This is a genomic window from Arthrobacter sp. B1805 (assembly GCF_002929745.1).
In the GTDB taxonomy this organism is placed as follows: Bacteria; Actinomycetota; Actinomycetes; order Actinomycetales; family Micrococcaceae; genus Arthrobacter_D.
Window position 1 is genome coordinate 446,906 of record NZ_PJIQ01000001.1, and the last position, 21,801, is coordinate 468,706.

The following is a 21,801-nucleotide window of genomic DNA, read 5'->3' on the forward strand; positions in this document are numbered from 1 at the left end:
GTGCCATTCCTGCAATCCGTGTTGTCCACATAGGACCGGGGCGAGTAGGTGGGAGCGGTCTGCGGGACGAGGCTGTGTCCATGACGCAGCAGACGTGGGCCGTGGACGCCCGACGGCAGCCGGTAGTCCTCGCCGGAGGTTCTCAGCGCGTTCGGGACCTGGTGGCCAGAGCGTGCGCCTCGGCCGGGGTGGCGCCCGTCTTCGTTCCTGGTCTCGAGGAAGGTCTGGCCCTGAATCCCGTGGTGCTGCTCGTCGGGCCCGAGCAAGCGGCCGGAGGGACGACGGGTCAGCGGGACGTCATCGTGGTGGGCATGACCGAGGACGAAAACTCGGTCTGGGGGACTGCCGCCAACCTCGCCTCCTCCCGAGTAGCCATCCTGCCGCAGGGGGCGGGCTGGCTTGCCGAGTATCTGGGACGCCGGTTGGGCTCGGCCACGTCCGGGTCCGTCGTCGGGTTCCTCGGAGCTGCCGGGGGCTGTGGGGTCAGCACGTTCGCCTATTGGTGCGCCCGCCAGATCGCGGGCGCGGGCAAGTCGACCGTGCTGGTGGACGGACATCCCCTGAACGGCGGGCTCGACCTCGCCCTCGGCATCGAGGACCGCCCGGGTGTGCGGTGGCACGACCTCAGCGACATCCGGGGCACGCTCAACCCCGAGCAGCTCGCGTCTGCCCTACCCAGCGATGGCAGGCTCTCCGTGCTGTCGCATGCAGCGCGGGCGGGGACGGCCGGCGGCGGGCCCGGTGACGCCATGCCGTCCTCCGGAGCGGTCGTCGACGCCGCCCGTGGAGCCTTCGACGTGACGGTCATCGACCTCGGCAACGGTCCCGCTGCCCGGTTTCTCGCCGCGGTCTGCGACCACGTCGTGCTCCTCGTTCCGTCGAGGCCGCGCAGCGTCGCCGCAGCTGGTGGGGTTCTCCGCGCTCACAACTCGGTACCCACGACGGTCGTCCTGCGCGGGCCAGTACAGGAAGGGTTGGATGCGTGGCTCGTCGCGGACCTGATGGGGCGTCCCGGACCGCTTCCGTTCCTTCCGTTCGTGCGGGGCGCCCACCAGGCCGAGGCAGCCGGCCGGATGGTGTCTTTCGTGGTGCCTCGATCCGTGAGGAAGGTTGTTCGCTCCGTCACGAGCGCGATCGAGCTGTTGGAATGACAGAGGCGAACACTCGCGGCGATATGCAGGGTGGGCTGACGAGACGTCAGATGCGCGTAATGAGAAACGACACGGGGTACCGGGGCGGTGAGGGGTGGCACGAGGAGGGCCATGCCGTGCAGGATGGCCAGGGCCCGGCGTCGATGGTGGACACCGTGCGCAGGGCGGTCCTTGCGGGAACCGTGCCGGCAACCAGTGCGGCGCTCGCCGGCGCCGTCGGGTCGAGTGGCAGGCTTCTCGGTTCCGAGGGCACCCTCTCGGTTCTGGATCGTGTCCGAGCAGAACTCAAGGGACTTGGACCCCTCGAGCACCTCCTTGCGGACCAGACGGTCACGGACATCCTCGTCAACGGACCGGACGACGTCTGGGTCGACGGGGCGACGGGCCTGCGGCAGATCGACCGCGTCTTCCAGCACGATGACGAGGTCCGTTCGCTCGCCGTCCGACTGATAGCCGCAGGTGGCAGGCGGCTCGACGATGGAAGTCCGGCGGTCGACGTGCGGGTGGAAAACCTCCGGGTCCACGCTGTGCTTCCACCGATCTCGACTGCGGGAACGCTCCTGTCGATAAGGATCAGACGCTCCCGCGTCTTCTCCCTGCCAGAACTGGTGGACAGCGGAACCGTGGCGCCCGTGATGGCTCAGGCACTCACGTCGATGATGCAGCACCGCTTGAACTTCCTGATCAGCGGCGCCACGGGGACAGGGAAGACGACACTGCTCTCCACGCTCCTCGGCCTGGCTGCCCCGGATGAGCGAGTGGTGCTGGTCGAGGACGCAGCGGAACTGAACCCTGCCCACCGACACACTGTCGGGCTCCAGTCCCGCCACGGCAATCTGGAGGGGACTGGCGTGCTTGACCTCACCGAGCTCGTGAGACAAGCCCTCAGGATGAGGCCGGACCGCCTGGTCGTCGGAGAGTGTCGCGGAGCGGAAGTCCGGGAACTGCTGTCGGCGATGAATACCGGGCACGACGGCGGCGGAGGGACTGTGCATGCCAATTCGGCGGACGCGGTACCGGCACGGCTGGGGGCACTTGCAGCGCTCGCGGGACTGAGCCCGGAGGCCCTGGCTCTCCAGGCTGCAAGTGCCCTCGATGCCCTCGTGCACGTGGTGCGTGATTCCAGGGGTCGCCGTGTCGAAAGCCTCGGATTATTGGAGTTGAGTCCGGACAACACACTCGTGGTCAGGCCCGTTCTGGTGAATGACGGGACAGCGTGCCGAGCAGGCACAGCATGGCCGGAGTTCGCCCGTCGCGTCGGCTGGACCGGAGTCCACATATGACAGGGATGACGGTGGCCGTTCTGCTGGTCGCAGCGTGCGCGGTGACCGTCCTGCAGGGTCCGGGGCAGTGGCGTCGTGACCAACTTGTGCGGTTCCCCGGTGCCGGCGGCAGTGCCGGGCAGCGTCGGGATGATGCGATGGCGTCGGCACCGACGGGCGTGCAGAGGCTCGTCCAGCGGTTGTCAGGCAAGTCTCCGACGATGGATCCGCATGAGCTCCCGCTCTTCGTCCATCAACTCGCCGGGCTCCTTCGAGCAGGGCGACCGCCGCGTGTCCTCTGGGCGGACATGGAGCAGGTCCATGCCGACGGGCGCACCGTATTCTCCTGTGCGGTGCTTCCCGTCATCGCCAGGGCACGTCGTGCTGCTGAACTCGGCCTGAGTGTCCCCGATGCGCTCCGTGATGATTCCGTGGGATGCACCGGTCGTCGAATCTCCGCGGCGGAGCACACCGACCGCATGTGGATCGATCTCGCCGGATGCCTTGAGGTGGCAGAGCGCAGCGGGGCACCGCTGGCAGGGATTCTCGAGCACTATGCCGCTCAGCTCGACGCCCAGCTCGACGGCTTGTCAGCCCGGGACACAGCACTGGCTGGACCACGCGCGACAGTCGTTCTCCTCGCCTGGCTTCCGGCCGTCGGTATCGTTCTCGGCTTCGCACTCGGCGTCAACCCGATAGAGGTGCTGGTGGCTTCACCGCTGGGACGGTGGGCTCTTGGGGCAGGAGTGCTGCTGATGCTTGCCGGACGAGTGTGGTCCCGGCGTCTGGTACAGCGGGCTGGAGGAGGGACGCCGCGGTGACGGGGTTGCTGGTGTCGTTCCTCCTGGCGTGCGCAGCGAGCGTTCTCGACGCTCGATCCGCGGGCGTGAAGCGCCACGCTGTGAGACCGAGGAGCGCGGTCACTCAGCGTGGCGTCCGTGAGGCGCCGCTCATTCTCGACCTCCTGGGCGCTCTCCTCACTGGCGGCGCGTCGGTCGAGCACGCGTTGTCCGTCGTCGCGGCGTCCTGTGATCCCACTATGGGCTTCCTACTGCAGAGAGTTCATGCAGCCAGGTTGCTCGGTGCGTCCTGGAACGCGGCTTGGGACGCGGGACTGGACGCACATCATCACCGTCTCCCACAGCGGCGGCGCGGACTTCCCAGAATGATCGCGCTGACGGACCAGGCAGTGCGAAGCGCCGAAGAAGTGCGGGAGGGTCTGCGCTTCGCGACGTCCACGGGTGCACCTTCCGCGGCGCTCCTGCACGCTCACGCGGCCCAGTTGAGACGGCGACATAACCGGGAGATGGAGAGGAAAGCAGCGGCACTCGGAGTGCAGCTCGTCCTGCCACTCGGACTGTGCTCACTGCCGGCCTTCATCTGCCTGGGAGTCGTGCCTGTTGTTCTGGGGCTCCTTCCTGCCCTGTAGCACCGGCGTTACGGGCACCGGCGTCGAGGTGGAGTCCGCTACTCCCACGTGCCCTGTGCTGGTACGGGAACCAGCCGGATCCTGCTGCCGATGCCCGCGTAGACGCTAGATGCGGGGACACGCCTGAACGGTCGGCTCCAGTTGTCCACTTAGCCCGCCCCGGCAGTCCGTGTCCGGCGCTGCTTCGCCAGAGTTGTTGCAGCGATAGCCGTCGCTACTAGCGGAACGCGGGGAAGATACCCCGCGTCGATCGAGGGAGACTCCATGTCTATTGGAACGCAGCCGACAACGAAGAATGGCTCGGCATTCCGGGTTCAGTGCACACGGCAGGGCATTGACGAGTACCCGCCTGACAGTGCTTCGCCCGAGCAGACGCAGTGCACCCGCCTACGCGTTCTCGCGTCCGGCGGCCCGCGCAGCAGGAAGCTGTTGCAGCCGACGCCTGCGTCCGGTGAGCAGGATACGGATTCGCCAGCAGGCGAGCACGAGGCACAGGGCGGGCAAGTCGAGCCACGCATGCGATCCGTGGAGTCCGGTCCCATCGGACAGCGGCAGTGGGGTGGCTTCTTCGCGGGCTCACAGGACGGAGCGCCGGGTGCTGCGAACGGGGCGAGCGGCGATGACCGGGAGACCCGCCGGCGCGACGCACGACGGGAGAGAGCCATTGCACGGACAGTACGACGTCGTCGGGCTGGAGTGCTGGACCGGGAGGCAGGAATGGCAACTGCCGAGTACGCCATCGCGACGCTTGCCGCGGTAGGTTTCGCCGCGCTTCTTGTAGCTGTCCTGTCCAGCGGTGAGATCAAAGGACTCCTGATGTCCCTGATCACGTCCGCACTGAATTTCGGCTAGTGAGGAGCGACCAGGGCGGCTCGAAGCATCGACCGGGTATTCCTGGCCCTACGGAGAGGCGCTGCCACTCCAGCAGGCTGGGCCGAGCGTCCATGCAGTTCGAGCCACCAGTCGTAGCCGACGGACATCAGCGAGGATCGGTGACCGCAGAGGTTGCGGTCGTGCTTCCCGCCCTGGTCGCGCTCCTTGCGCTCCTGCTGGGAACAGCTCACGTGGGCACGGTTCAGCTGCGGATTGAAGAAGCGGCTCGTGCCGGAGCGCGGGAAGCGATGCGGGGCGAGAGCGATCAGTCCGTGGAGCAGACGGTCCGCCGATTGGCCGGGAAAAATGCGACGACGACGGTAGGGGGCGGGACAGAGTGGACCACCATCGAAGTCCGGGCAAAGGTCGACGGACCGGTCGTGGACCTTCTGGGCCTCGAGTTGAGCGCGACAGCCACGGGGAAGGTCGAGCACAGTGGGTAGGCAGGCCCGTGCAACCAGCCTGCGACGACGACGATCTGTATCGCATGGCGCGCGACGCACACGCTGCGCGTCACGTAGCCGCCTCGGTCGCGGCACTCGTTCGGTGGCGGGTTCCGATCAGGGCGCGGGAACACTCCTGATGGCCGCTCTCGCGCTGCTGACACTACTATTGATCGCCGCGGCCGTCCTGCTGCTGCAGGCGGCATCGGCAGCATCGAAGGCAGCTACAGCAGCGGACCTGGCAGCACTGGCTGCTGCTGATGTTGCCCGGGGTCTGTCTGCTGGTGACCCCTGCTCGGTCGCCGGATCGGTCGCGCAACGGCAAGGAGCTGCCCTGCGTGATTGCTCGATAGGAGCAACTGGGGCCGGAACGGCGCAGATTCGCGTGTCTGTCCCTGTGGAAGGGCTTTTGCCGGACGCGGTCGGAGCAGCGCGAGCGGGGCCTCCGCCGTGAGCCCAAGACAGCATCGAAGACCGCACGGAGTCGATGCGCCGGACACCTCGGGAAGGTTCCGCGGACTTCCCCGCGCGCGTCCTCGATCAGGTGCGCGAATTCGAGAAGGTGTTCGGATGGCTGGACGAGCTGCCGTGAGTGCGCACAGCGTGCGGACAGAAGGGTCAGGCCGCTGGTGCACCGCTCCTGGTTCCGTCAGTCCTGGTGGAGGTCGCCGGAGTCGTTCCAGTCGCACCCTGGACCGGGTCGACGGGCGGGTTCGCGTCGGCCGCGCCGCCGGGTGTCCCCGTACCGCCGGATCCCATGGCAATGCCGGCCTCCCTGAGGATCAGTGTCAGCACCGCAACTGCACCCCCTTTGCTCAGCGGGTTGTTCCGGTTCCCGCACTTGGGGGACTGCACGCAGGACGGGCAGCCCGACTCGCACTCGCACGCTTCGATGGCATCCCGGGTTGCGGACAACCAGGTCCGTGCGGCCTCGAACCCTCGCTCGGCGAAACCGGCGCCGCCGGGATGACCGTCGTATACGAAGATCGTCGGCAGGCCGGTGTCGGCATGCAGGGCGGTGGACACCCCGCCGATGTCCCACCGGTCACTCGAGGCGACGAGAGGCAGCAGTCCGATCGCTGCGTGCTCGGCGGCGTGCAGCGCTCCGGGCAGCTCCTCCGCGAGGATGCCCTCGGCCTCGAGCAACTCGGGGCTGATCTCGAACCAGACACTCTTGGTGAAGAGGTCGCGGGCCTCGAGTTCCAGGGGTTCCTCGCCGAGGACCTCGTTGGAGGAGAAGGCCTTGCGCTGGAAGGAGACCACCTGGGTGGTCACTTTCACATCGCCGAAGTTCGCGAGGACACCGCCCCACAGCTGGCTGACATCGCGGCCGATCACCTCGATCTGCGTGACGTCCCGCGCCTGCGTGTAGTAGTCCGGATGCGCGCGGGCAACCACCGCACAGTGGTCCTGCTCGTTGAGCTCCTGCACTACATAGGTGCGGCCCTGATGGACGTACACCGCCCCGGGATGTGCCTGGTAGTGACTTTGGGGAGAGTCCATCGTGCCGAGGAGGGCGCCGGACTCCGCTTCCACGATGTTGATCGGTCCACCGCCGTCCGCTCGGAGGTTGACCATCGCCGCCGCGCTCTGCGGGTGCGTCCAGAACCACCCTGCAGGGCGGCGCCGGAGGAATCCCTGCTCACACAGGGTTGCGAGCAAGGATTCCGAGGTGGCGCCGAACAGATCGAGGTCAGCGTCCGTCAGGGGTAGCTCGGCCGCGGCAGCGCACAGGTGCGGGCCGAGTACGTAGGGGTTGGAGGGATCGAAAACGGTGGCTTCCACTGCGAGGTCGAAGACCGCCTCGGGATGGTGCACCAGGTATGTGTCCAGGGGGTCGTCACTGGCGACGAACGCGGCGATGGCGTCCTGGCCCGAGCGACCGGCACGTCCGATCTGTTGCATCAGGGACGCGCGTGTTCCCGGCCACCCGGCCACCAGGACCGCATCGAGTCCGGAGATGTCGATACCGAGTTCGAGGGCGGAGGTGCTCGCTACCCCGAGCAACTCACCGCTGCGCAGATCCTTCTCGAGAGCGCGCCGTTCCTCCGGCAGGTACCCCGACCGGTAGGCCGCGATGCGGTGCGGGAGGCTCGGATGCACGTCCTCGAGCATGCGCCGGGATGTCTGTGCGATGCTTTCCGCCCCTCGCCTGGACTTGATGAAGGCGATCGTCCGCACATGGGAGGAGACCAGGTTGGCGAGGAGGTCCGATGTCTCGGCGATGACCGTCCGCCGGGTGGGAGCACCGTTCTCGCCCTTCATCCCGGTGAGCTGTGGCTCCCAGAAGGCGACCGTGGTGGATCCGTGCGGAGAGCTGTCCCGGTCGAAGGCACGCGCCGGAGCGCCGATGAGGCGCCCGAACGACGCTGCCGGTTCGGCCGACGTCGCGGAGGCCCCGATGAACACCGGGTTCGCTTCATAGCTCGCGCAAATCCGGCGGAGCCGTCGCAGGAGATTGGCCACGTGAGACCCGAACACGCCCCGGTAACTATGTGCCTCGTCGATGATCACGTACTTGAGCCGGCGGAAGAACCGCGCCCACCAGGTGTGGTTGGGAAGAATGCCGTAATGGAGCATGTCCGGATTCGCGAGAATGAGGTTGGCATGGTCCCGGATCCAGCGGCGGGAACCCGATTCGGTGTCGCCGTCGTACGTCTCTGCACGAACGGTAGGCAGCTTCAAGGCGGTGATCGCGGACAACTGATCCGCGGCAAGCGCCTTCGTAGGTGCCAGATAAAGGGCCACCGAGCCGTTCGGGGCCAACGTGGCGCGGTTCGTCAGCTCGCTGCGGTGGATCTCGTCGAGGACCGGCAGCTGGTAGCAGAGGGACTTCCCCGAGGCGGTGCCCGTCGCGATGATGGTGTGCGCTCCACCATGGGCGGACGTGGCTCCCTCCACCTGATGGCGCCAGGGCTCACGGACACCCCGCGCGGCGAAGGCATCAATGACGTCAGGATGGGCCCACCCCGGCCAGGGGGCGTGCTCGGCATCGCGCGCCGGTATCTCGCGGACATGCAGCAGCTGCTCGGGGTCGGGTCCACCCCCGAGCACGGAGATCAATGAGTTCTGCGCAGCCACCCGGCAATTGTCCCATCGGGCCGAGCGAAGGGACTCGGGTAACCGTTCTTATCCTCTGATAACGAACACGTCGGCGAGGTGCCGCCACCCGAGGAACTCGTAGAGCGCCCGTCCGTCCGCGGACGCCATGAGCAGTCCGGTGGTGACGTCGTCCTCCAGCACCCCTGCGGTCAGGGCTCGCATGACGTAGCTGCCCAATCCTCTGCGCCGGAAACCCTCCTCGGTCACGATGCGGTCGTAGACCGCGAAATCGCCGACCACGGACACGGAACCGCGCGCTGCCAGGAGCCCGTCGGCGTGCACCGTAACGCGGCGGCAGGTACCTTCACTGGAGCGTTCGAGGGTGAAGCCGTCGCCCGGCGCGCGCGGGTCCTCGACGTCCTGCCCGTGCATGTCGACGCTCATCAGGGACTGCTGGCGGTCCGTCACGCGCATGCGGAGCGGGGCTGCCGCGTCCAACAGATCCTGCGCCCGGTTCGTGACAACGGTCAGCACGCGCGTCGGGTCCTGCTTCGTCTCCCGCGCCAGTTCCAGGAACTGGTCGGTGTCGGGCTCGAAGAGGAAGTGCTCCGTCTGGTTCTGCTGATCGGTCAGGAGAACGGAGGTGGTGCGGCCGTCGTCGTGCGGCTCGTAACCCCGACATGCGGTCCATCCGGCTATCCAGGTCTGGAGAAGTTCGTTGTCTGCAGATGCGCCCATGTGCTGAACGATAGTTCTCGCCGGCCGACAAGCACAGGCGACGCCACGACAGTGACCGATTGCGACGCCCAGTAGGCTTTAAGCCGTGTCGATGAACCGTATTGCCCTCTTCTACGCCTTTGCACCACTGCCTGATCCCGAGGCTATCCGGCTGTGGCAGCGCGCCCTCTGCGAGAAGTGGGGGCTGCGCGGCAGGATCATCGTCTCGAAAGACGGCATCAACGGGACCGTCGGCGGCGAGATCGGTGCGGTGAAGCAGTACGTCAGGACCACGCGCGAGTACCCGGCCTTCAGGGGGATCGAGATCAAGTGGTCGGAGGGTGGCGCCGACGACTTCCCCCGGTTGAGCGTCAAAGTACGCGACGAAATCGTCTCTTTCGGTGCTCCCGGCGAGCTGAAGGTCGATGAGACGGGGGTGGTGGGCGGCGGGACACACCTTGCACCCGAGGAGGTACATGCACTTGTCGACGCCAAGCGCGCCGCAGGGCAGGAGGTGATCTTCTTCGACGGACGCAACGCCCTCGAGGCACAGATCGGACGCTTCAAGGGAGCCGTCGTCCCCGATGTCCAAACCACCCACGACTTCGTCCGTGAGCTGGACTCGGGCAAGTACGACGACCTCAAGGACAAGCCCGTCGTCACGTACTGCACGGGTGGCATCCGCTGCGAGGTGCTCTCCAGCCTGATGATCAACCGAGGCTTCCAGGAGGTCTACCAGCTCGACGGCGGCATCGTCCGCTACGGCGAGAAGTACCGTGACGGCGGACTGTGGGAAGGCTCGCTCTACGTCTTCGACAAGCGCATGCACCTCGAGTTCAGCGACGACGCCGTCACGATCGGCGCGTGCGTGCGCTGCCAGGCGCCGACGAACAAGTTCGAGAACTGCTCCAATCCCACCTGCCGCAACCTCACCCTCTACTGTGCAGGGTGCGCGGCGGATCCCGCGACCCTGCGTTGCCCCCAGGGTTGCGAGTCGGACGAGGCCGAGGCCACGGCGGCGGGCGCAGCTTGATACGCGACACTGCAAGCGTCCACGAGGGATTCGACGATGACGTCCCCTCGGCGCCGTCGAGCCGGGACCTGGCCGCGCTCACGGCGCTCGCAGCCGATCTGTCCAGGCTCCAGTACACGGTCGACGGCGTCGAGGACCTCCTCGGCGCGCAGGCCTATGCCGCCCTCGGCAGGGGACAGTTCGTCCCGGCGCTGCTGCGCGCACAGCAGCGCCACCGGGGGCCCGACGGCGTCCGGGCCGCGCCGGTCCTGCTCTGGCTCCTGGGGGAGCCGGTCGCCGAGGCGGACCTCGGCGACGCCTTTCCCACCGTCGGAGTCCGGGGCCTCGAGCACCTGCGACTCATCGAACAGGCTGCGCCCTCGGTCGAATACGCGACGGCGCCGGCGGCCGAGCCGGTAGCCGCGACAGCACCAGCGCCTGCACCGGCAGTCGGGCCGACGACAGCACCGGCAGCCGAGGCGAGCGAATCCGCAACCGCACCACTGTGGCGGGCAGCGGTCGAGCTGCGCCCGTACGGCTCCGACGTCGGCGGGAACCTCTGGGTCGCCAGCGACCTCGGGGCGGAGCAGCGGCCCGGACCGCTGCGCCACGACCACGTCCTGGGCATCGGTGGTGCGTCACTGACCCTCGCTCAAACCGTCATGAGGACACCCGTCGGCCGTGCCCTCGACCTCGGTACGGGGTGCGGTATCCAGGTGTTCCACCTCCTGCCGCACGCCAACCACGTGACAGCGACGGACATCTCGGATCGGGCGCTGGCCTTCACCCGCTTCAACCTCCTCCTGAACGCGCCCGCACTCGGCATCAACCCCTTGCGCCTCGACGACCGCGTCAGCCTCCGCCTGGGCAGTCTGCTGGAGCCGGTCGCGGGCGAGGAGTTCGACCTCGTGGTGTCCAATCCTCCCTTCGTGATCACCCTGCGCTCGGAAATGCGCGACGAGGCCTATACCTACAGGGACGGTGGGTTGGCCGGGGACGCCATCGTCGAGACACTGATCCGCGAACTGCCGACGGTGCTCGCTCCCGGCGCCGCTGCCCAGCTGCTCGGCAACTGGGAGATCACCGAGGGTACGCCCTGGGACCGCCGCGTCCGCTCCTTCGTGCCGCCCGGAGTCGATGCCTGGATCATCCAGCGCGAACAGTTGTCGCCGGTGCAGTACGCGGAGACGTGGCTGCGGGACGCCGCCGAGAACCGTGACCGCGCAGCCTACCTCGACAGTTTCGCCGCCTACCTCGAGGATTTCGCCTCGCGCGATGTCGAGGGCGTCGGCTTCGGCTCGGTATGGCTGCGCAGGCCGGCCACATCACGCGACCTCGTCCGGGTGACGTTCGAGGAGATCACGCACGACATCGAACAGCCCGTCGGCCCGCACCTGGCCGCCGCCGTCGAACGCAGTGACTGGCTCGCCGCGCATACGGAACAGGCCGCTTCGGGCGTCGGCATCGCGGAGGAGTTCCTCCTCGTCGCGGACGACGTCACCGAGGAACGCCACCAGCGGCCCGGGGCCGAACATCCGGGCGTCATCCTCCTGCGGCAGGGAGCCGGGCTCCGGCGTACGACCCTGCTGAGCACCGAACTCGCCGGCTTCGTCTCGGCATGTGACGGTGACCTCACTGCCGGCCAGATCGCCGGCGCCCTCGCGATGCTGCTGCAGCGGCCGGACGCCGCGTTCACGTCGGAGTTGCTGGTCGATGTCGAGCAGCTGATCCGTGAAGGGTTCCTGATTCCGGCCCCCTGAAACCAGCGGTTACCCTTGTGTCGGTACGCATGACGCATACTGTGAGGGAGCCCCGGCAGCGGGATCCTGACCGGACACCTAAGAGTTGCAGCGGCATCGCCCCCGTATATATAGGAGAGAAGTGCCGACCAAGGCCACGGACAAGAAGCACGGCAAGAAGCTCGTCATCGTTGAGTCCCCCAGCAAGATCAAGAGCATCTCGGGCTATCTCGGCGAGGGTTTCCAGGTCGCGGCGTCCATGGGGCACATTCGGGACCTCCCGCAGCCCTCCGACCTCCCTGCCGAACTCAAGAAGTCCTCGGTGGGCAAGTTCGCCGTGGACATCGACAACGATTTCGAGCCCTACTACGTGGTGTCGCCCGAGAAGCGGAAGACCGTCGCGGAGCTGAAGGCCGCCCTGAAGGACGCCGACGAGCTCTACCTCGCAACCGATGCGGACCGCGAGGGCGAGGCCATTGCCTGGCACCTGCTGCAGGTCCTGAAGCCGAAGGTGCCCGTGTACCGGCTGACCTTCGGTGAGATCACGAAGGAAGCCGTCACCCGCGCCATGGGCGAGCTGCGTGACGTCGACATCCCCATGGTGGACGCCCAGGAGACCCGACGCATCCTCGACCGCCTCTACGGGTACGAGATCTCCCCGGTGCTGTGGCGCAAGGTGGCCCGCGGCCTGTCCGCCGGCCGCGTGCAGTCCGTGGCCACGCGTCTCGTCGTCGAACGGGAGCGCGAGCGCATGGCGTTCCGCTCGGCGTCGTACTGGGACCTGACGGGCACTTTCGCCCCACAGGACACGAGCAAGGGCAACGCCTTCCCTGCCAAGCTCGTTGCCGTCGATGGCAGCCGCATCGCCACCGGCAAGGACTTCTCCGATCGGGGCGAGCTGAGGGCAGCGAATGCCGTCCGCCTCGACGAGGAATCGGCACGCACGCTGGCGGCCGGGCTCGAAAGCGCGGCCTTCACCGTGCGGTCCGTCGAGACCAAGCCCTACACGCGGCGCCCTGCGGCCCCGTTCACGACGTCGACCCTGCAGCAGGAGGCGGCGCGCAAGCTGCGCTTCAGTTCGAAAGTCACCATGCAGGTGGCCCAGCGGCTGTACGAGAACGGCTACATCACCTACATGCGTACCGACTCCTCGGCGCTGTCGGACCAGGCCATCAACGCCGCCCGCCGCCAGGCCTCCGAGCTGTACGGCCCCGAGTACGTCCCCGAGGCGCGCCGCGTGTACAAGGGGAAGGCCAAGAACGCGCAGGAGGCGCACGAGGCCATCCGCCCTGCGGGCGACTCGTTCCGCACGCCCGCGCAGGTGGCCCAGTCGCTTCGCGGCGACGAATTCCGCCTGTACGAACTGATCTGGAAGCGCACGGTCGCTTCCCAGATGGCGGACGCCAAGGGTTCGACGGCGTCGCTCCGCCTCGGTGCCAGGAGTGCCGACGGACGGGACGCCGAGTTCGCCGCGTCCGGCACCGTCATCACCTTCCGCGGTTTCATGGCCGCCTACGAGGAGGGCCGCGACGCCGATCGCAACGAGGACGGCACGGACGACGACGCGCAGGGCACACGCCTGCCGAACGTCGCCAAGGGTGATTCCCTGGGCGCGACGGCGATCGAGCCGATCGGTCACGAGACCTCGCCGCCCCCGCGCTACACCGAGGCATCGCTCGTGAAGGTGCTCGACGAGCGCGGGATCGGCCGCCCGTCGACCTACGCCGCGACGATGTCCACCATCATGGACCGGGGATACGTGCGCACGCGGGGTCAGGCCCTCGTGCCGAGCTGGATCGCCTTCTCGGTCGTGCGCCTGCTCGAGGAGCACTTCCACGACTACGTCGACTACGACTTCACGGCGGAGCTCGAGGAGGACCTCGACCGCATCTCGCGCGGCGAGGCCGGACGCGTCGAGTGGCTCAACCACTTCTACTTCGGGGACCGCAAGGACACCGGCCTGCATACGATCGTCAACGAGTTGGGCGAGATCGACGCACGCCGCATCAACTCAGTGGAGATCGCGGACGGCATCACCTTGCGGGTCGGGAAGTTCGGACCGTACCTGGAGAAGCCGCTGCCGGCCGACGCGCCGGAAGGCACCGAGCCGCAGCGCGCCAACGTGCCCGAGGACCTCGCACCGGACGAACTGACGGCGGAGAAGGCCATCGAGCTGATGGAGGCGCCGACATCCGAGGAGCGCGTGCTCGGCACCGACCCGGAGACGGGCCGCACCATCGTCGCCCGGGACGGTCGCTACGGGCCGTACGTGATCGAGCTGATTCCCGAGATGACTGCCGAGGAAATCGCAAGCCAGCCGGTCGAGTACTACAAGAACGGCAAGCCGAAGCCCCCGAAGAAGCCTGCGAAGGTCAAGCCGCGCACGGGATCGTTGTTCAAGTCCATGTCCGTGGACTCCGTGACGCTCGAGGATGCCCTCAAGCTGATGAATCTGCCGCGCGTCCTCGGCACGGACGAGGACGGCAAGGAGATCACGGTGCAGAACGGCCGCTTCGGCCCGTACCTGAAGAAGGGCAGCGACTCGCGGTCGATCGGCTCCGAGGAGGAGATCTTCACGATCACCCTCGAGCAGGCGCAGGAGATCTACAAGCAGCCCAAGCAGCGGGGTGGCCGCGCAGTGACTCCGCCTCTGGCCGAGTTCGGCGACGACCCCGTGAGCGAGAAGCCCATCGTGGTGAAGGACGGCCGCTTCGGTCCATACATCACCGACGGCGTCACCAACATCACGGTGCCCGGCTCGATGGCCATCGAGGAGCTCACGCGCGAACAGGCGATCGACATGCTCGCCGAGAAGCGCGCCAAGGGCCCTGCCCCGAAGAAGACCACCCGTCGGGCGCCCGCAAAGCGCAAGGTCGCTGCGGGCAAGTAGCCTGCCGCGCGGTGCGGGACCAGACGATAGCGGACGGAAGCTGGAAGGCGCAGGAACAATGCGGCTAGGTGTGCTGGACATAGGGTCGAATACGGTCCATTTGCTGCTCGTGGACGCCCATCCCGGCGGACGGCCGGTGCCTTTCGCGTCCCACAAGAAGCCCCTGCAACTCGTCGCCTATCTCGACGAGAACGGCAGGATCTCGAAGAGAGGGCAGGACGAGCTCGTCGGGTTCGTCCGCGAGGCGCGTGAATTCGCCGCGGGTCACGACGCGGAGGATTTCCTCGCGTTCTGCACCTCGGCCATCCGGGAGGCCGGCAACGGCAGTGACGTGCTGGCGCGCGTCCGTCGCGAGACCGGCGTCGATCTTCAGGAACTCTCGGGCGACCAGGAAGCCGCGGTGACCTTCCAGGCCGTCCGCCGCTGGTACGGCTGGGGCGCCCACTCGATCCTCAACCTGGACATCGGAGGAGGATCCTTCGAGATGGCGATGGGCACCGACGAGCTTCCCGAGGTTGCGCTGTCCGTCCCCCTCGGCGCAGGGCGGCTCACGCGCGACTGGCTGCACGAGGACCCGCCGTCGGCGAAGAGCGTGAAGGAACTGCGCCGCTACATCCGCGACACGTTGCGGGACGCCGTGCCGCAGTTCGCCCGCCTCGGGGAGCCGCACCTCGTCGCAGGCACCTCCAAGACTTTCCGCTCGCTCGCGCGGATAGCGGGTGCTGCTCCGTCCGCCGCCGGACCCTTCGTGCGTCGTGAGCTGCGCCTGGAGGACCTCAAGCTCTGGACCAAGCGCCTCGCGGCGATGAGCATCGAGGACCGCAGCAACCTCGACGGGGTGTCCGAGCTGCGCGCGCCGCAGGTGCTCGCCGGTGCGCTCGTGGCCGAGTGCGCCCTCGAGCTGTTCGACGTTCCCTCCATGGACATCTGCCCCTGGGCGCTGCGGGAGGGACTGCTGCTGAGGCGGTTCGACGCCAAGATGTTCGACGCCGACGAGCCGTTGCCCGGTGCCGGGGTGGGGCACCACCAACTCGACTCGACCCGGCGGACGTCCGTCTCCGGTGGGGTCTGACGTGGCCGCTCCCGGACACGGGTCCCCGCACATTCCGGTGGCGCTCTCGAGCGCCTCCGTCTATCCCCTTGCGGTCCATGACGCCTTCGCGCTCGCGCAGGATCTGGGCTACGACGGCGTCGAGGTCATGGTCACGAACAATTCCGTGAGCCAGGATCCCGATCAGTTGAACGTCCTCAGCCAGCGGTACGAGATGCCGATCCTGGCCATTCACGCCCCGACGCTGCTCCTGACCCAGCAGGTGTGGGGCAAGGCCTGGACGAAGATCGAGCTCTCCGCCGCGATGGCCGCCGAGGTGGGCGCGAAGACCGTGGTGACGCACCCGCCCTTCCGCTGGCAGACAGGATATGCCGAGGAGTTCCCCGAGGGGATAGCGCGCGTCGCAGCGGAGTACGGGGTCGAGATCGCTGTCGAGAACATGTACCCGTGGAAAGTCCGGGGCCGTGAGGCGAAGGCCTACCTGCCGCACTGGAACCCCGTGCCGGAGCCGTACGAGTGGATCACCTGGGACTTCTCCCATGCCGCGATCGCGGGCATGGACTCCTACGAGGAGATCCGTGCGCTCGGCAGCAGGCTTGCCCATGTGCACCTGACGGACGGGACGCCGAACGGCAAGGACGAGCACCTGTTGCCGGGTCAGGGCCAGCAGCGGTGTGCCGAGGCCCTCGACCACCTGGCCGAATCGGAGTGGAACGGCGTCGTGGCCGTTGAGGTGAGCACACGCCGCGCGCGTGGTGCGGGGGAGCGCGAGGAGTGGCTCGCAGAGACGCTGCGCTTCGCGCGGACGCATCTTCGCCACTGAGGCATCTTCGCCACTGAGGCATCTTCGCCACTGACGCATCTTCGCCACTGACGGTGTCGAAGAGGCTGGGCGCTTAAAGAGAGATGGCGCCGGTGGCCTGCAGATGTTGGGGGGATCATCTGCTGCCACCGACGCCGGACCGGGTCAGGAAGTCCGGTCCTCATCACTCGCACCCTTATGAGGTACTTAGAACACTAGGCGCCCTCCTTGTGTCGCAACACCAAGATAGCTGGGAGCAGCCTGTGAGGTGCGCGTGGCAGGATGGAAGTCATGACGACAACCCGGCGCATCGCCTTCCTCGGCTGCGGATCGATGAACGAGTCCATCCTGGCCGGGTTGCTCGCGGCGGGCCTGGATCCCGCATCGGTCACCGCGACCGTCCGGCGCGCCGAGCGGGCCGAGGAGCTCCGTAACCGGCACGGCGTGAGGGCCCTCGCCACGGCGGACGACGACGCAGCGAACGTCGCCGCAGTGCGGGAGGCCGACGTCGTCGTCCTCGGGGTGAAGCCCGTCGGGATCGTGCCGCTCGCACGGGAGATCGGTCCCGCGCTCAAGCCGTCCGCCGTCGTCCTGAGCGTTGCCGCCGCAGTGTCGATCGCGATGATCGAGGGAGCCCTGCCGGCCGGCCAGCCGGTCATCCGCTCGATGCCCAACACGCCGTCAAAGCTCGGCAGGGGAGTCCTCTCCATCTCCGCCGGGTCCTCTGTCGGCCCCGACCTGATGGCGCAGGCGCGCGAGCTTCTGAGGCCGGCCGGCACCGTCGTCGAGATTCCGGAGGAGCAGGTCGACGCGCTGTCGGCGGTCAGCGGTTCGGGGCCCGCGTACGCGTTCTACCTCGCGGAGGCGATGGCCGCGGCGGGGGAGGGACTGGGGCTGGACGCCGGGCTGTCCGCGCTGATCGCGCGGGAAACGGTCGCCGGCGCGGGGTTCATGCTCGCCGAGCAGGGCGCGGACGCCGCGGCCCTCCGCCGCGCGGTCACGAGCCCCAACGGTACGACGCAGAGCGCCATCGAGACATTCCAGACGCTGGGCCTGGCGGGCATCGTCGCCGACGGTGCGCGCGCCGCAACCGCTCGGGCGGCCGAGATCACGCGGGAACTGGCAGGCCCGTCGTCGTCCTGACGGGCGCAGCGACCATGAGTGGGCGGTGCCACCCGCAGGACGGCGCCGAGCGCTGCGAGACCGCAGCGCGGCCGTGAACCTGCCCCGCCTTCCTGGCGGGCCCCGCCCTAGGGGCGGCCGGCGAACCGCTCGAGCAGGTCGACGTGGCCGGAAACGATCAGCATGTCGCGACCGGACACCTTCGTATCCGGCCGTGCGTAGGTGAAGTCCTCGCCCGGCGACTTCACGCCGACCACGGTGACGCCGTACTTCGAGCGGACGGACGATTCGGCGAGGGTGAAGCCCTGAGTCTCCTTCGGCGGGTACATCTTCACGATCGCGAAACCGTCGTCGAACTCGATGAAGTCGAGCATGCGCCCGCCGACCAGGTGTGCGGCCCGCTGACCGGCGTCGGCCTCCGGGTAGATCACGTGGTTGGCACCGATGCGCTTGAGGATCTTGCCGTGCGAGGGCGTGATGGCCTTGACCCATAAGTGGTCGATGCCGAGGTCCACCAGGTTGGCCGTGATCAGGACGCTCGACTCGATCGAGGTTCCCACCCCGACGACGGCGGCGGAGAACTCCTGGGCGCCGAGCTGCCGGAGGGCGTCGATGTTCGTCGCATCGGCCTCCACCACGTGCGTGAGGATGCTCGAGAACTTCTGGACGAGCTGCGGATCGCGCTCGATCGCCAGGACCTCGCGGCCCTGCCGGACCAGTTGCTCGGCCGTGGCCGCACCGAAGCGGCCGAGGCCGATCACGAGGACGGGTGCGTTGTGGGCGGGTCTTTCAGCCAATGATCGGCCTCTCGTCGGGGTAGCGGTACAGCGTGCTGCGTTGCCTCAGCGCGAGGGCCGAGGCGAGTGTGATGGTCCCCATGCGCCCGGCGAACATCAGGGCGGACAGGACGTACTTGCCCTCGGGTGGCAGCTCGGCACTGAGATTCGTGCTGAGCCCGCACGTGGCGAAAGCGGAGATGACCTCGAACACCACCTTGTCGAGCGGTTCGTCGGTCATCGCGAGGATGAGGCCGCTGCCGACCAGCACGAGCGTCGCACCCATGAAGATCACCGAGATGGCGACGCGCATGGCTCCATGGGGGATGGTCCGACCCCAGGCGCGGACGTCGGCGTCACCACGCGCCTCCGCCACGATGGCGAGGAACATGACCGCGATCGTGGTGACCTTGATGCCACCGGCCGTGGAGGCGGAACCGCCGCCGGCGAACATCAGGGCGTCCGTCAGGAGCATCGTCGTGCTACCCATGTCGTTCTGGTCCACGAGGTTAAAGCCGCCGGAGCGGGTCATGACCGAGGCGAAGAGGGCATGGATGGTCTTGTCGACGACGCTGAGGTTCGCGATGGTTCGGTCGTTCTCCCATTCAAGGAAACCCCAGGCGAAGGTGCCGGCCACGAGGAGGATCAGCGAGACCGCCACGGTCAGCTTCGCGTGGAGCGTCCACTTGCTGAAGCGGTGGCGCACCTGCACGAGGACCATGATCACGGGGAAGCCGAGGCTGCCGAGGAACACCCCGACCATGAGGGGCGTCAGGATCCAGAGATCCGTCTCATAAGGGACCAGGCCATCACTGTGCGGTGTGAAGCCGGCGTTGTTGAAGGCGGAGATGGAGTAGAAGACGCCGTGCCAGAGCGCCTGCCACCACGGTTCGCCGAGGATCATGAAACGGGGCACCAGGGCGACGGCGAGCACGATCTCGATCACGACCGAGGTGGTGATGACGATCCGCAGCAGCGTGCCGATCTCTCCGAGGCGGCTGGCGTTGTTGAGCGCCTCCTGGGCGAGCAGCTTGCCCCGGACGCCGAGGCGCTTGCTGACGATCAGGGCGAGGAGGGACGCGAGCGTCAGGGTGCCCAGGCCGCCGATGAAGATGCCGAGCAGGATCACCAGCTGGCCGAAGAAGGACCAGTGGGCTGCCGTCGAGACGACGGTGAGGCCCGTGACGCACACGGCGGACACCGCCGTGAAGAATGCATCGTGCAGGGGGGTCACCGTGCCGTTGCTCGATGACATGGGCAGGCTCAGCAGGGCCGTGAAGACCAGGATCACGCCGGTGAAGATGAACAGGGCGAGCCGCGCGGGCGAGCTGTTCGCGAAGGAGTCGACGAAGTCGCGGACCGACGCCAGCAGCCTGACGTATCCGCGTCGATCGTCCTTCAGCCGCAGTGGCTGTTGACTTACCATTGACGCCTGCTCTGCCCCGTTCGCTGGTCCGTGCCGCCGGAGCGGCACCGTGACCATGGCTTGTCGTTACCTGATTGTCCCTGCAGTAGTAAAGCATCCCACCCCGGGGCATCGTCGAAGTATCGCGCATCGCGTAGCCTTGCAGGGATGTCTACGCGCACCGGGCCGGCGGTACCCCTCCAGGTCGTCTGGGACGACTCGATGCTGGCCTACGACTTCGGTGGGCAGCATCCCATGAATCCTGAGCGCCTCCACCTGACAGCCCGGCTCGCACGCGACTGCGGTCTCCTCGAGCTCGACGGAGTCAGCGTCGCCGCTCCGTCGATCGCGTCCGTCGACGATCTCGCCTCCGTGCATGACGCCGACTACATCAGTGCCGTCCGGCGGGTCAGCAGCAATCCGGACCAAGCGGACGCTGCCCACGGCCTGGGCACGGAGGACAATCCCGCATTCGCGGGGATGCATGAAGCCAGCGCCCGGTTGGCCGGAGGGTCGATCGGGGCGGCGGAGGCGATCATGGCGGGTACCGTCGTCCGGGCCGTCAATTTCGGTGGAGGTATGCACCACGCGGCGCGAGCGCGAGCCAGCGGCTTCTGCATCTACAACGACGCCGCGGCGTCGGTCCAGCGACTGCTGGACCGAGGTGCCCAGCGTGTCCTGTACGTCGACGTCGACGCCCACCACGGGGACGGCACGCAGAGTATCTTCTGGGATGACCGACGCGTGATGACGATCTCGCTCCATGAGACCGGCATGAGCCTCTTCCCCGGAACGGGCTTCGCGAACGAGACGGGCGGGCCCGGAGCCGAAGGTTACGCGGTGAACGTCGCCCTGCCGACGATCGCCGGTGACTCCGCGGTCCTGCGTGCCTTCCACGCCGTCGTGCCCCAACTCGCGGAGGCCTTCGCACCGGACGCCATCGTCAGCCAGCATGGCTGCGACTCCCACCTCGAGGACCCGCTGACCAACCTCCGGGTCAGCGTCGACGCCCAGCATGCCCTGATGCTCGGCGTACGGGATCTGGCGGACAGGTTGTGCGGCGGCCGATGGATCGCCACCGGCGGAGGCGGTTATGCCCTGGCCAGCGTGGTGCCGCGCTCATGGTCCCTCCTGGTGGCCGTCGCCGCAGGATCCCCGTTGGGGCCGCGTACCCCGGTGCCGGCGGCATGGCGGCACTACGTGCTCGAACGGCACGGGATCGATGCTCCGGAACTCATGGGCGACGGCGCCGACACGTGGTGGCGGTCCTGGGAGATCGGCTACGACCCGAACGACGACCTGGATCGGACGGTGATGGCCACCCGCAAGGCCGTGTTCCCGTTGCACGGCCTGGACCCCTGGTTCGACTGACGACTCCGGGCAGGATGCCCTGCCACGTATATATCGCTAGGGTGGGCGAATGGGAATCGATGATGTATTCGCGGTCATCGCCGAAGGAACCCGCAGGCAGATACTCGAGAACCTGCGCGACGGCGACAAAGCGGTGGGGGAGCTCGTTGTCGAGTTGCAGGTGAGTCAGCCGACGGTCTCGAAACACCTCAAGGTCCTGCGGGAAGCGGGACTGGTTTCCATGAGAGCGCAGGGCCAGAAGCGCTACTACTCCCTGGACACTGCTCCGCTGGCACTGGTCGGCCAGTGGCTCGCGGCGTTCGATCGGCAGGCTGACCAGGACCACGGAATGCCGGTCGGGACGAACCTGCAGGATGTCGCGAACGGGGTCGAGGGCGGGAACACCACCGACACCTTCTCCGGGTCCGCCGGCGGCGCCCCCGCCGGGGCCCCCGCTGCGGACGAACAGGACGGGACGGCGGCCGGGGGAACGGATCCGGAGCTCGCCGAGGCAGGTGTCCTGGCGGCGGCAGTCCTGGCAGGGCCCGATTCGCCCTCCGGCGCAGACGTGCAGCGGCCCCCTATCGGACGGACGATGGGCCGGGCCGCGGAACGGGCCGCCGACCTCCTGTCACAGCTACGGCGACGCCGCGATCCGTCGTCCTGATCGGGGCAGAGGGGTGAACAGTGCACAGGCGGGGCGGTGCCCTTTCACTTTGGTCACAACTGCCACTAGG

19 protein-coding genes are annotated in these 21,801 nt (G+C 67.8%); 15 read left to right on the forward strand and 4 right to left on the reverse strand.

Annotation, left to right across the window (positions count from 1 at the left end; all coding sequences use genetic code 11):
- The first annotated feature begins 80 nt into the window (after positions 1–80).
- The 7 genes from ssd (at position 81) to CXQ96_RS02230 (ending at position 5,612) form a co-directional block, all read left to right on the forward strand.
- On the forward strand, positions 81–1,151 hold the full coding sequence (ssd, locus tag CXQ96_RS02200) for a septum site-determining protein Ssd (protein WP_104116368.1): 1,071 nt from the start codon (positions 81–83) through the stop codon (positions 1,149–1,151).
- 143 nt (positions 1,152–1,294) lie between these two features.
- Positions 1,295–2,434, forward strand: a complete 1,140-nt coding sequence (locus tag CXQ96_RS02205; protein WP_104116484.1) for a TadA family conjugal transfer-associated ATPase — start codon at positions 1,295–1,297, stop codon at positions 2,432–2,434.
- A 5-nt stretch (positions 2,435–2,439) separates the two neighbouring features.
- Positions 2,440–3,234 (forward strand): type II secretion system F family protein, encoded by a 795-nt coding sequence (locus CXQ96_RS02210; RefSeq protein ID WP_219816067.1) that lies wholly within the window; start codon positions 2,440–2,442, stop codon positions 3,232–3,234.
- Positions 3,231–3,842, forward strand: coding sequence for a type II secretion system F family protein (locus CXQ96_RS02215; protein WP_104116370.1), 612 nt, complete (start codon positions 3,231–3,233; stop codon positions 3,840–3,842). Before CXQ96_RS02210 ends, CXQ96_RS02215 begins: the two co-directional genes overlap by 4 nt.
- Positions 3,843–4,367: 525 nt before the next feature.
- Positions 4,368–4,694, forward strand: coding sequence for a DUF4244 domain-containing protein (locus CXQ96_RS02220; protein WP_258058741.1), 327 nt, complete (start codon positions 4,368–4,370; stop codon positions 4,692–4,694).
- A gap of 140 nt (positions 4,695–4,834) precedes the next feature.
- Positions 4,835–5,158 (forward strand): TadE family type IV pilus minor pilin, encoded by a 324-nt coding sequence (locus CXQ96_RS02225; protein ID WP_258058744.1) that lies wholly within the window; start codon positions 4,835–4,837, stop codon positions 5,156–5,158.
- 103 nt (positions 5,159–5,261) lie between these two features.
- Entirely contained in the window at positions 5,262–5,612 is a 351-nt protein-coding gene (locus CXQ96_RS02230) for an Rv3654c family TadE-like protein (protein WP_104116372.1), read from the forward strand.
- A 164-nt stretch (positions 5,613–5,776) separates the two neighbouring features.
- Here the strand turns inward: CXQ96_RS02230 and CXQ96_RS02235 are convergent, their stop codons facing one another.
- Positions 5,777–8,239, reverse strand: coding sequence for a DEAD/DEAH box helicase (locus CXQ96_RS02235; RefSeq protein ID WP_104116373.1), 2,463 nt, complete (start codon positions 8,237–8,239; stop codon positions 5,777–5,779).
- A gap of 48 nt (positions 8,240–8,287) precedes the next feature.
- Positions 8,288–8,938, reverse strand: coding sequence for a GNAT family N-acetyltransferase (locus CXQ96_RS02240; RefSeq protein ID WP_104116374.1), 651 nt, complete (start codon positions 8,936–8,938; stop codon positions 8,288–8,290).
- An 85-nt stretch (positions 8,939–9,023) separates the two neighbouring features.
- Between CXQ96_RS02240 and CXQ96_RS02245 the strand changes: the two genes are divergently transcribed.
- The 6 genes from CXQ96_RS02245 to proC all read left to right on the forward strand — a co-directional run bounded on the left by CXQ96_RS02245 (position 9,024) and on the right by proC (position 17,554).
- The gene (locus CXQ96_RS02245; RefSeq protein WP_104116375.1) at positions 9,024–9,950 is read left to right on the forward strand and encodes a rhodanese-related sulfurtransferase; all 927 of its coding nucleotides are present in this window, start codon (positions 9,024–9,026) and stop codon (positions 9,948–9,950) included.
- Positions 9,947–11,689 carry a methyltransferase gene (locus CXQ96_RS02250; RefSeq protein WP_258058745.1) on the forward strand — a complete coding sequence of 581 codons (1,743 nt, stop codon included), beginning with the start codon at positions 9,947–9,949 and terminating at the stop codon, positions 11,687–11,689. Before CXQ96_RS02245 ends, CXQ96_RS02250 begins: the two co-directional genes overlap by 4 nt.
- A 121-nt stretch (positions 11,690–11,810) precedes the next feature.
- Positions 11,811–14,558 (forward strand): type I DNA topoisomerase, encoded by a 2,748-nt coding sequence (gene topA / locus CXQ96_RS02255; RefSeq protein WP_104116376.1) that lies wholly within the window; start codon positions 11,811–11,813, stop codon positions 14,556–14,558.
- 58 nt (positions 14,559–14,616) lie between these two features.
- Positions 14,617–15,630: a Ppx/GppA phosphatase family protein gene (locus tag CXQ96_RS02260; protein WP_104116377.1), complete on the forward strand. Its 1,014-nt coding sequence runs from the start codon at positions 14,617–14,619 to the stop codon at positions 15,628–15,630.
- 1 nt (position 15,631) lies between these two features.
- On the forward strand, positions 15,632–16,432 hold the full coding sequence (locus tag CXQ96_RS02265) for a sugar phosphate isomerase/epimerase (protein ID WP_104116378.1): 801 nt from the start codon (positions 15,632–15,634) through the stop codon (positions 16,430–16,432).
- Positions 16,433–16,702: 270 nt separating this feature from the next.
- Positions 16,703–17,554: a pyrroline-5-carboxylate reductase gene (gene proC, locus CXQ96_RS02270; protein WP_104116379.1), complete on the forward strand. Its 852-nt coding sequence runs from the start codon at positions 16,703–16,705 to the stop codon at positions 17,552–17,554.
- A 107-nt stretch (positions 17,555–17,661) separates the two neighbouring features.
- On the opposite strand, the gene CXQ96_RS02275 is transcribed toward proC, so the two are convergent.
- Entirely contained in the window at positions 17,662–18,330 is a 669-nt protein-coding gene (locus tag CXQ96_RS02275; RefSeq protein WP_104116380.1) for a TrkA family potassium uptake protein, read from the reverse strand.
- The gene (locus CXQ96_RS02280; RefSeq protein ID WP_104116487.1) at positions 18,323–19,735 is read right to left on the reverse strand and encodes a TrkH family potassium uptake protein; all 1,413 of its coding nucleotides are present in this window, start codon (positions 19,733–19,735) and stop codon (positions 18,323–18,325) included. Before CXQ96_RS02280 ends, CXQ96_RS02275 begins: the two co-directional genes overlap by 8 nt.
- 147 nt (positions 19,736–19,882) lie before the next feature.
- On the opposite strand from CXQ96_RS02280, the gene CXQ96_RS02285 reads away from it, so the two are divergent.
- Positions 19,883–21,085, forward strand: a complete 1,203-nt coding sequence (locus CXQ96_RS02285; RefSeq protein WP_258058747.1) for an acetoin utilization protein AcuC — start codon at positions 19,883–19,885, stop codon at positions 21,083–21,085.
- Between the two features lie 49 nt (positions 21,086–21,134).
- The gene (locus tag CXQ96_RS02290) at positions 21,135–21,731 is read left to right on the forward strand and encodes a helix-turn-helix transcriptional regulator (protein ID WP_104116381.1); all 597 of its coding nucleotides are present in this window, start codon (positions 21,135–21,137) and stop codon (positions 21,729–21,731) included.
- Positions 21,732–21,801: the final 70 nt, after the last annotated feature.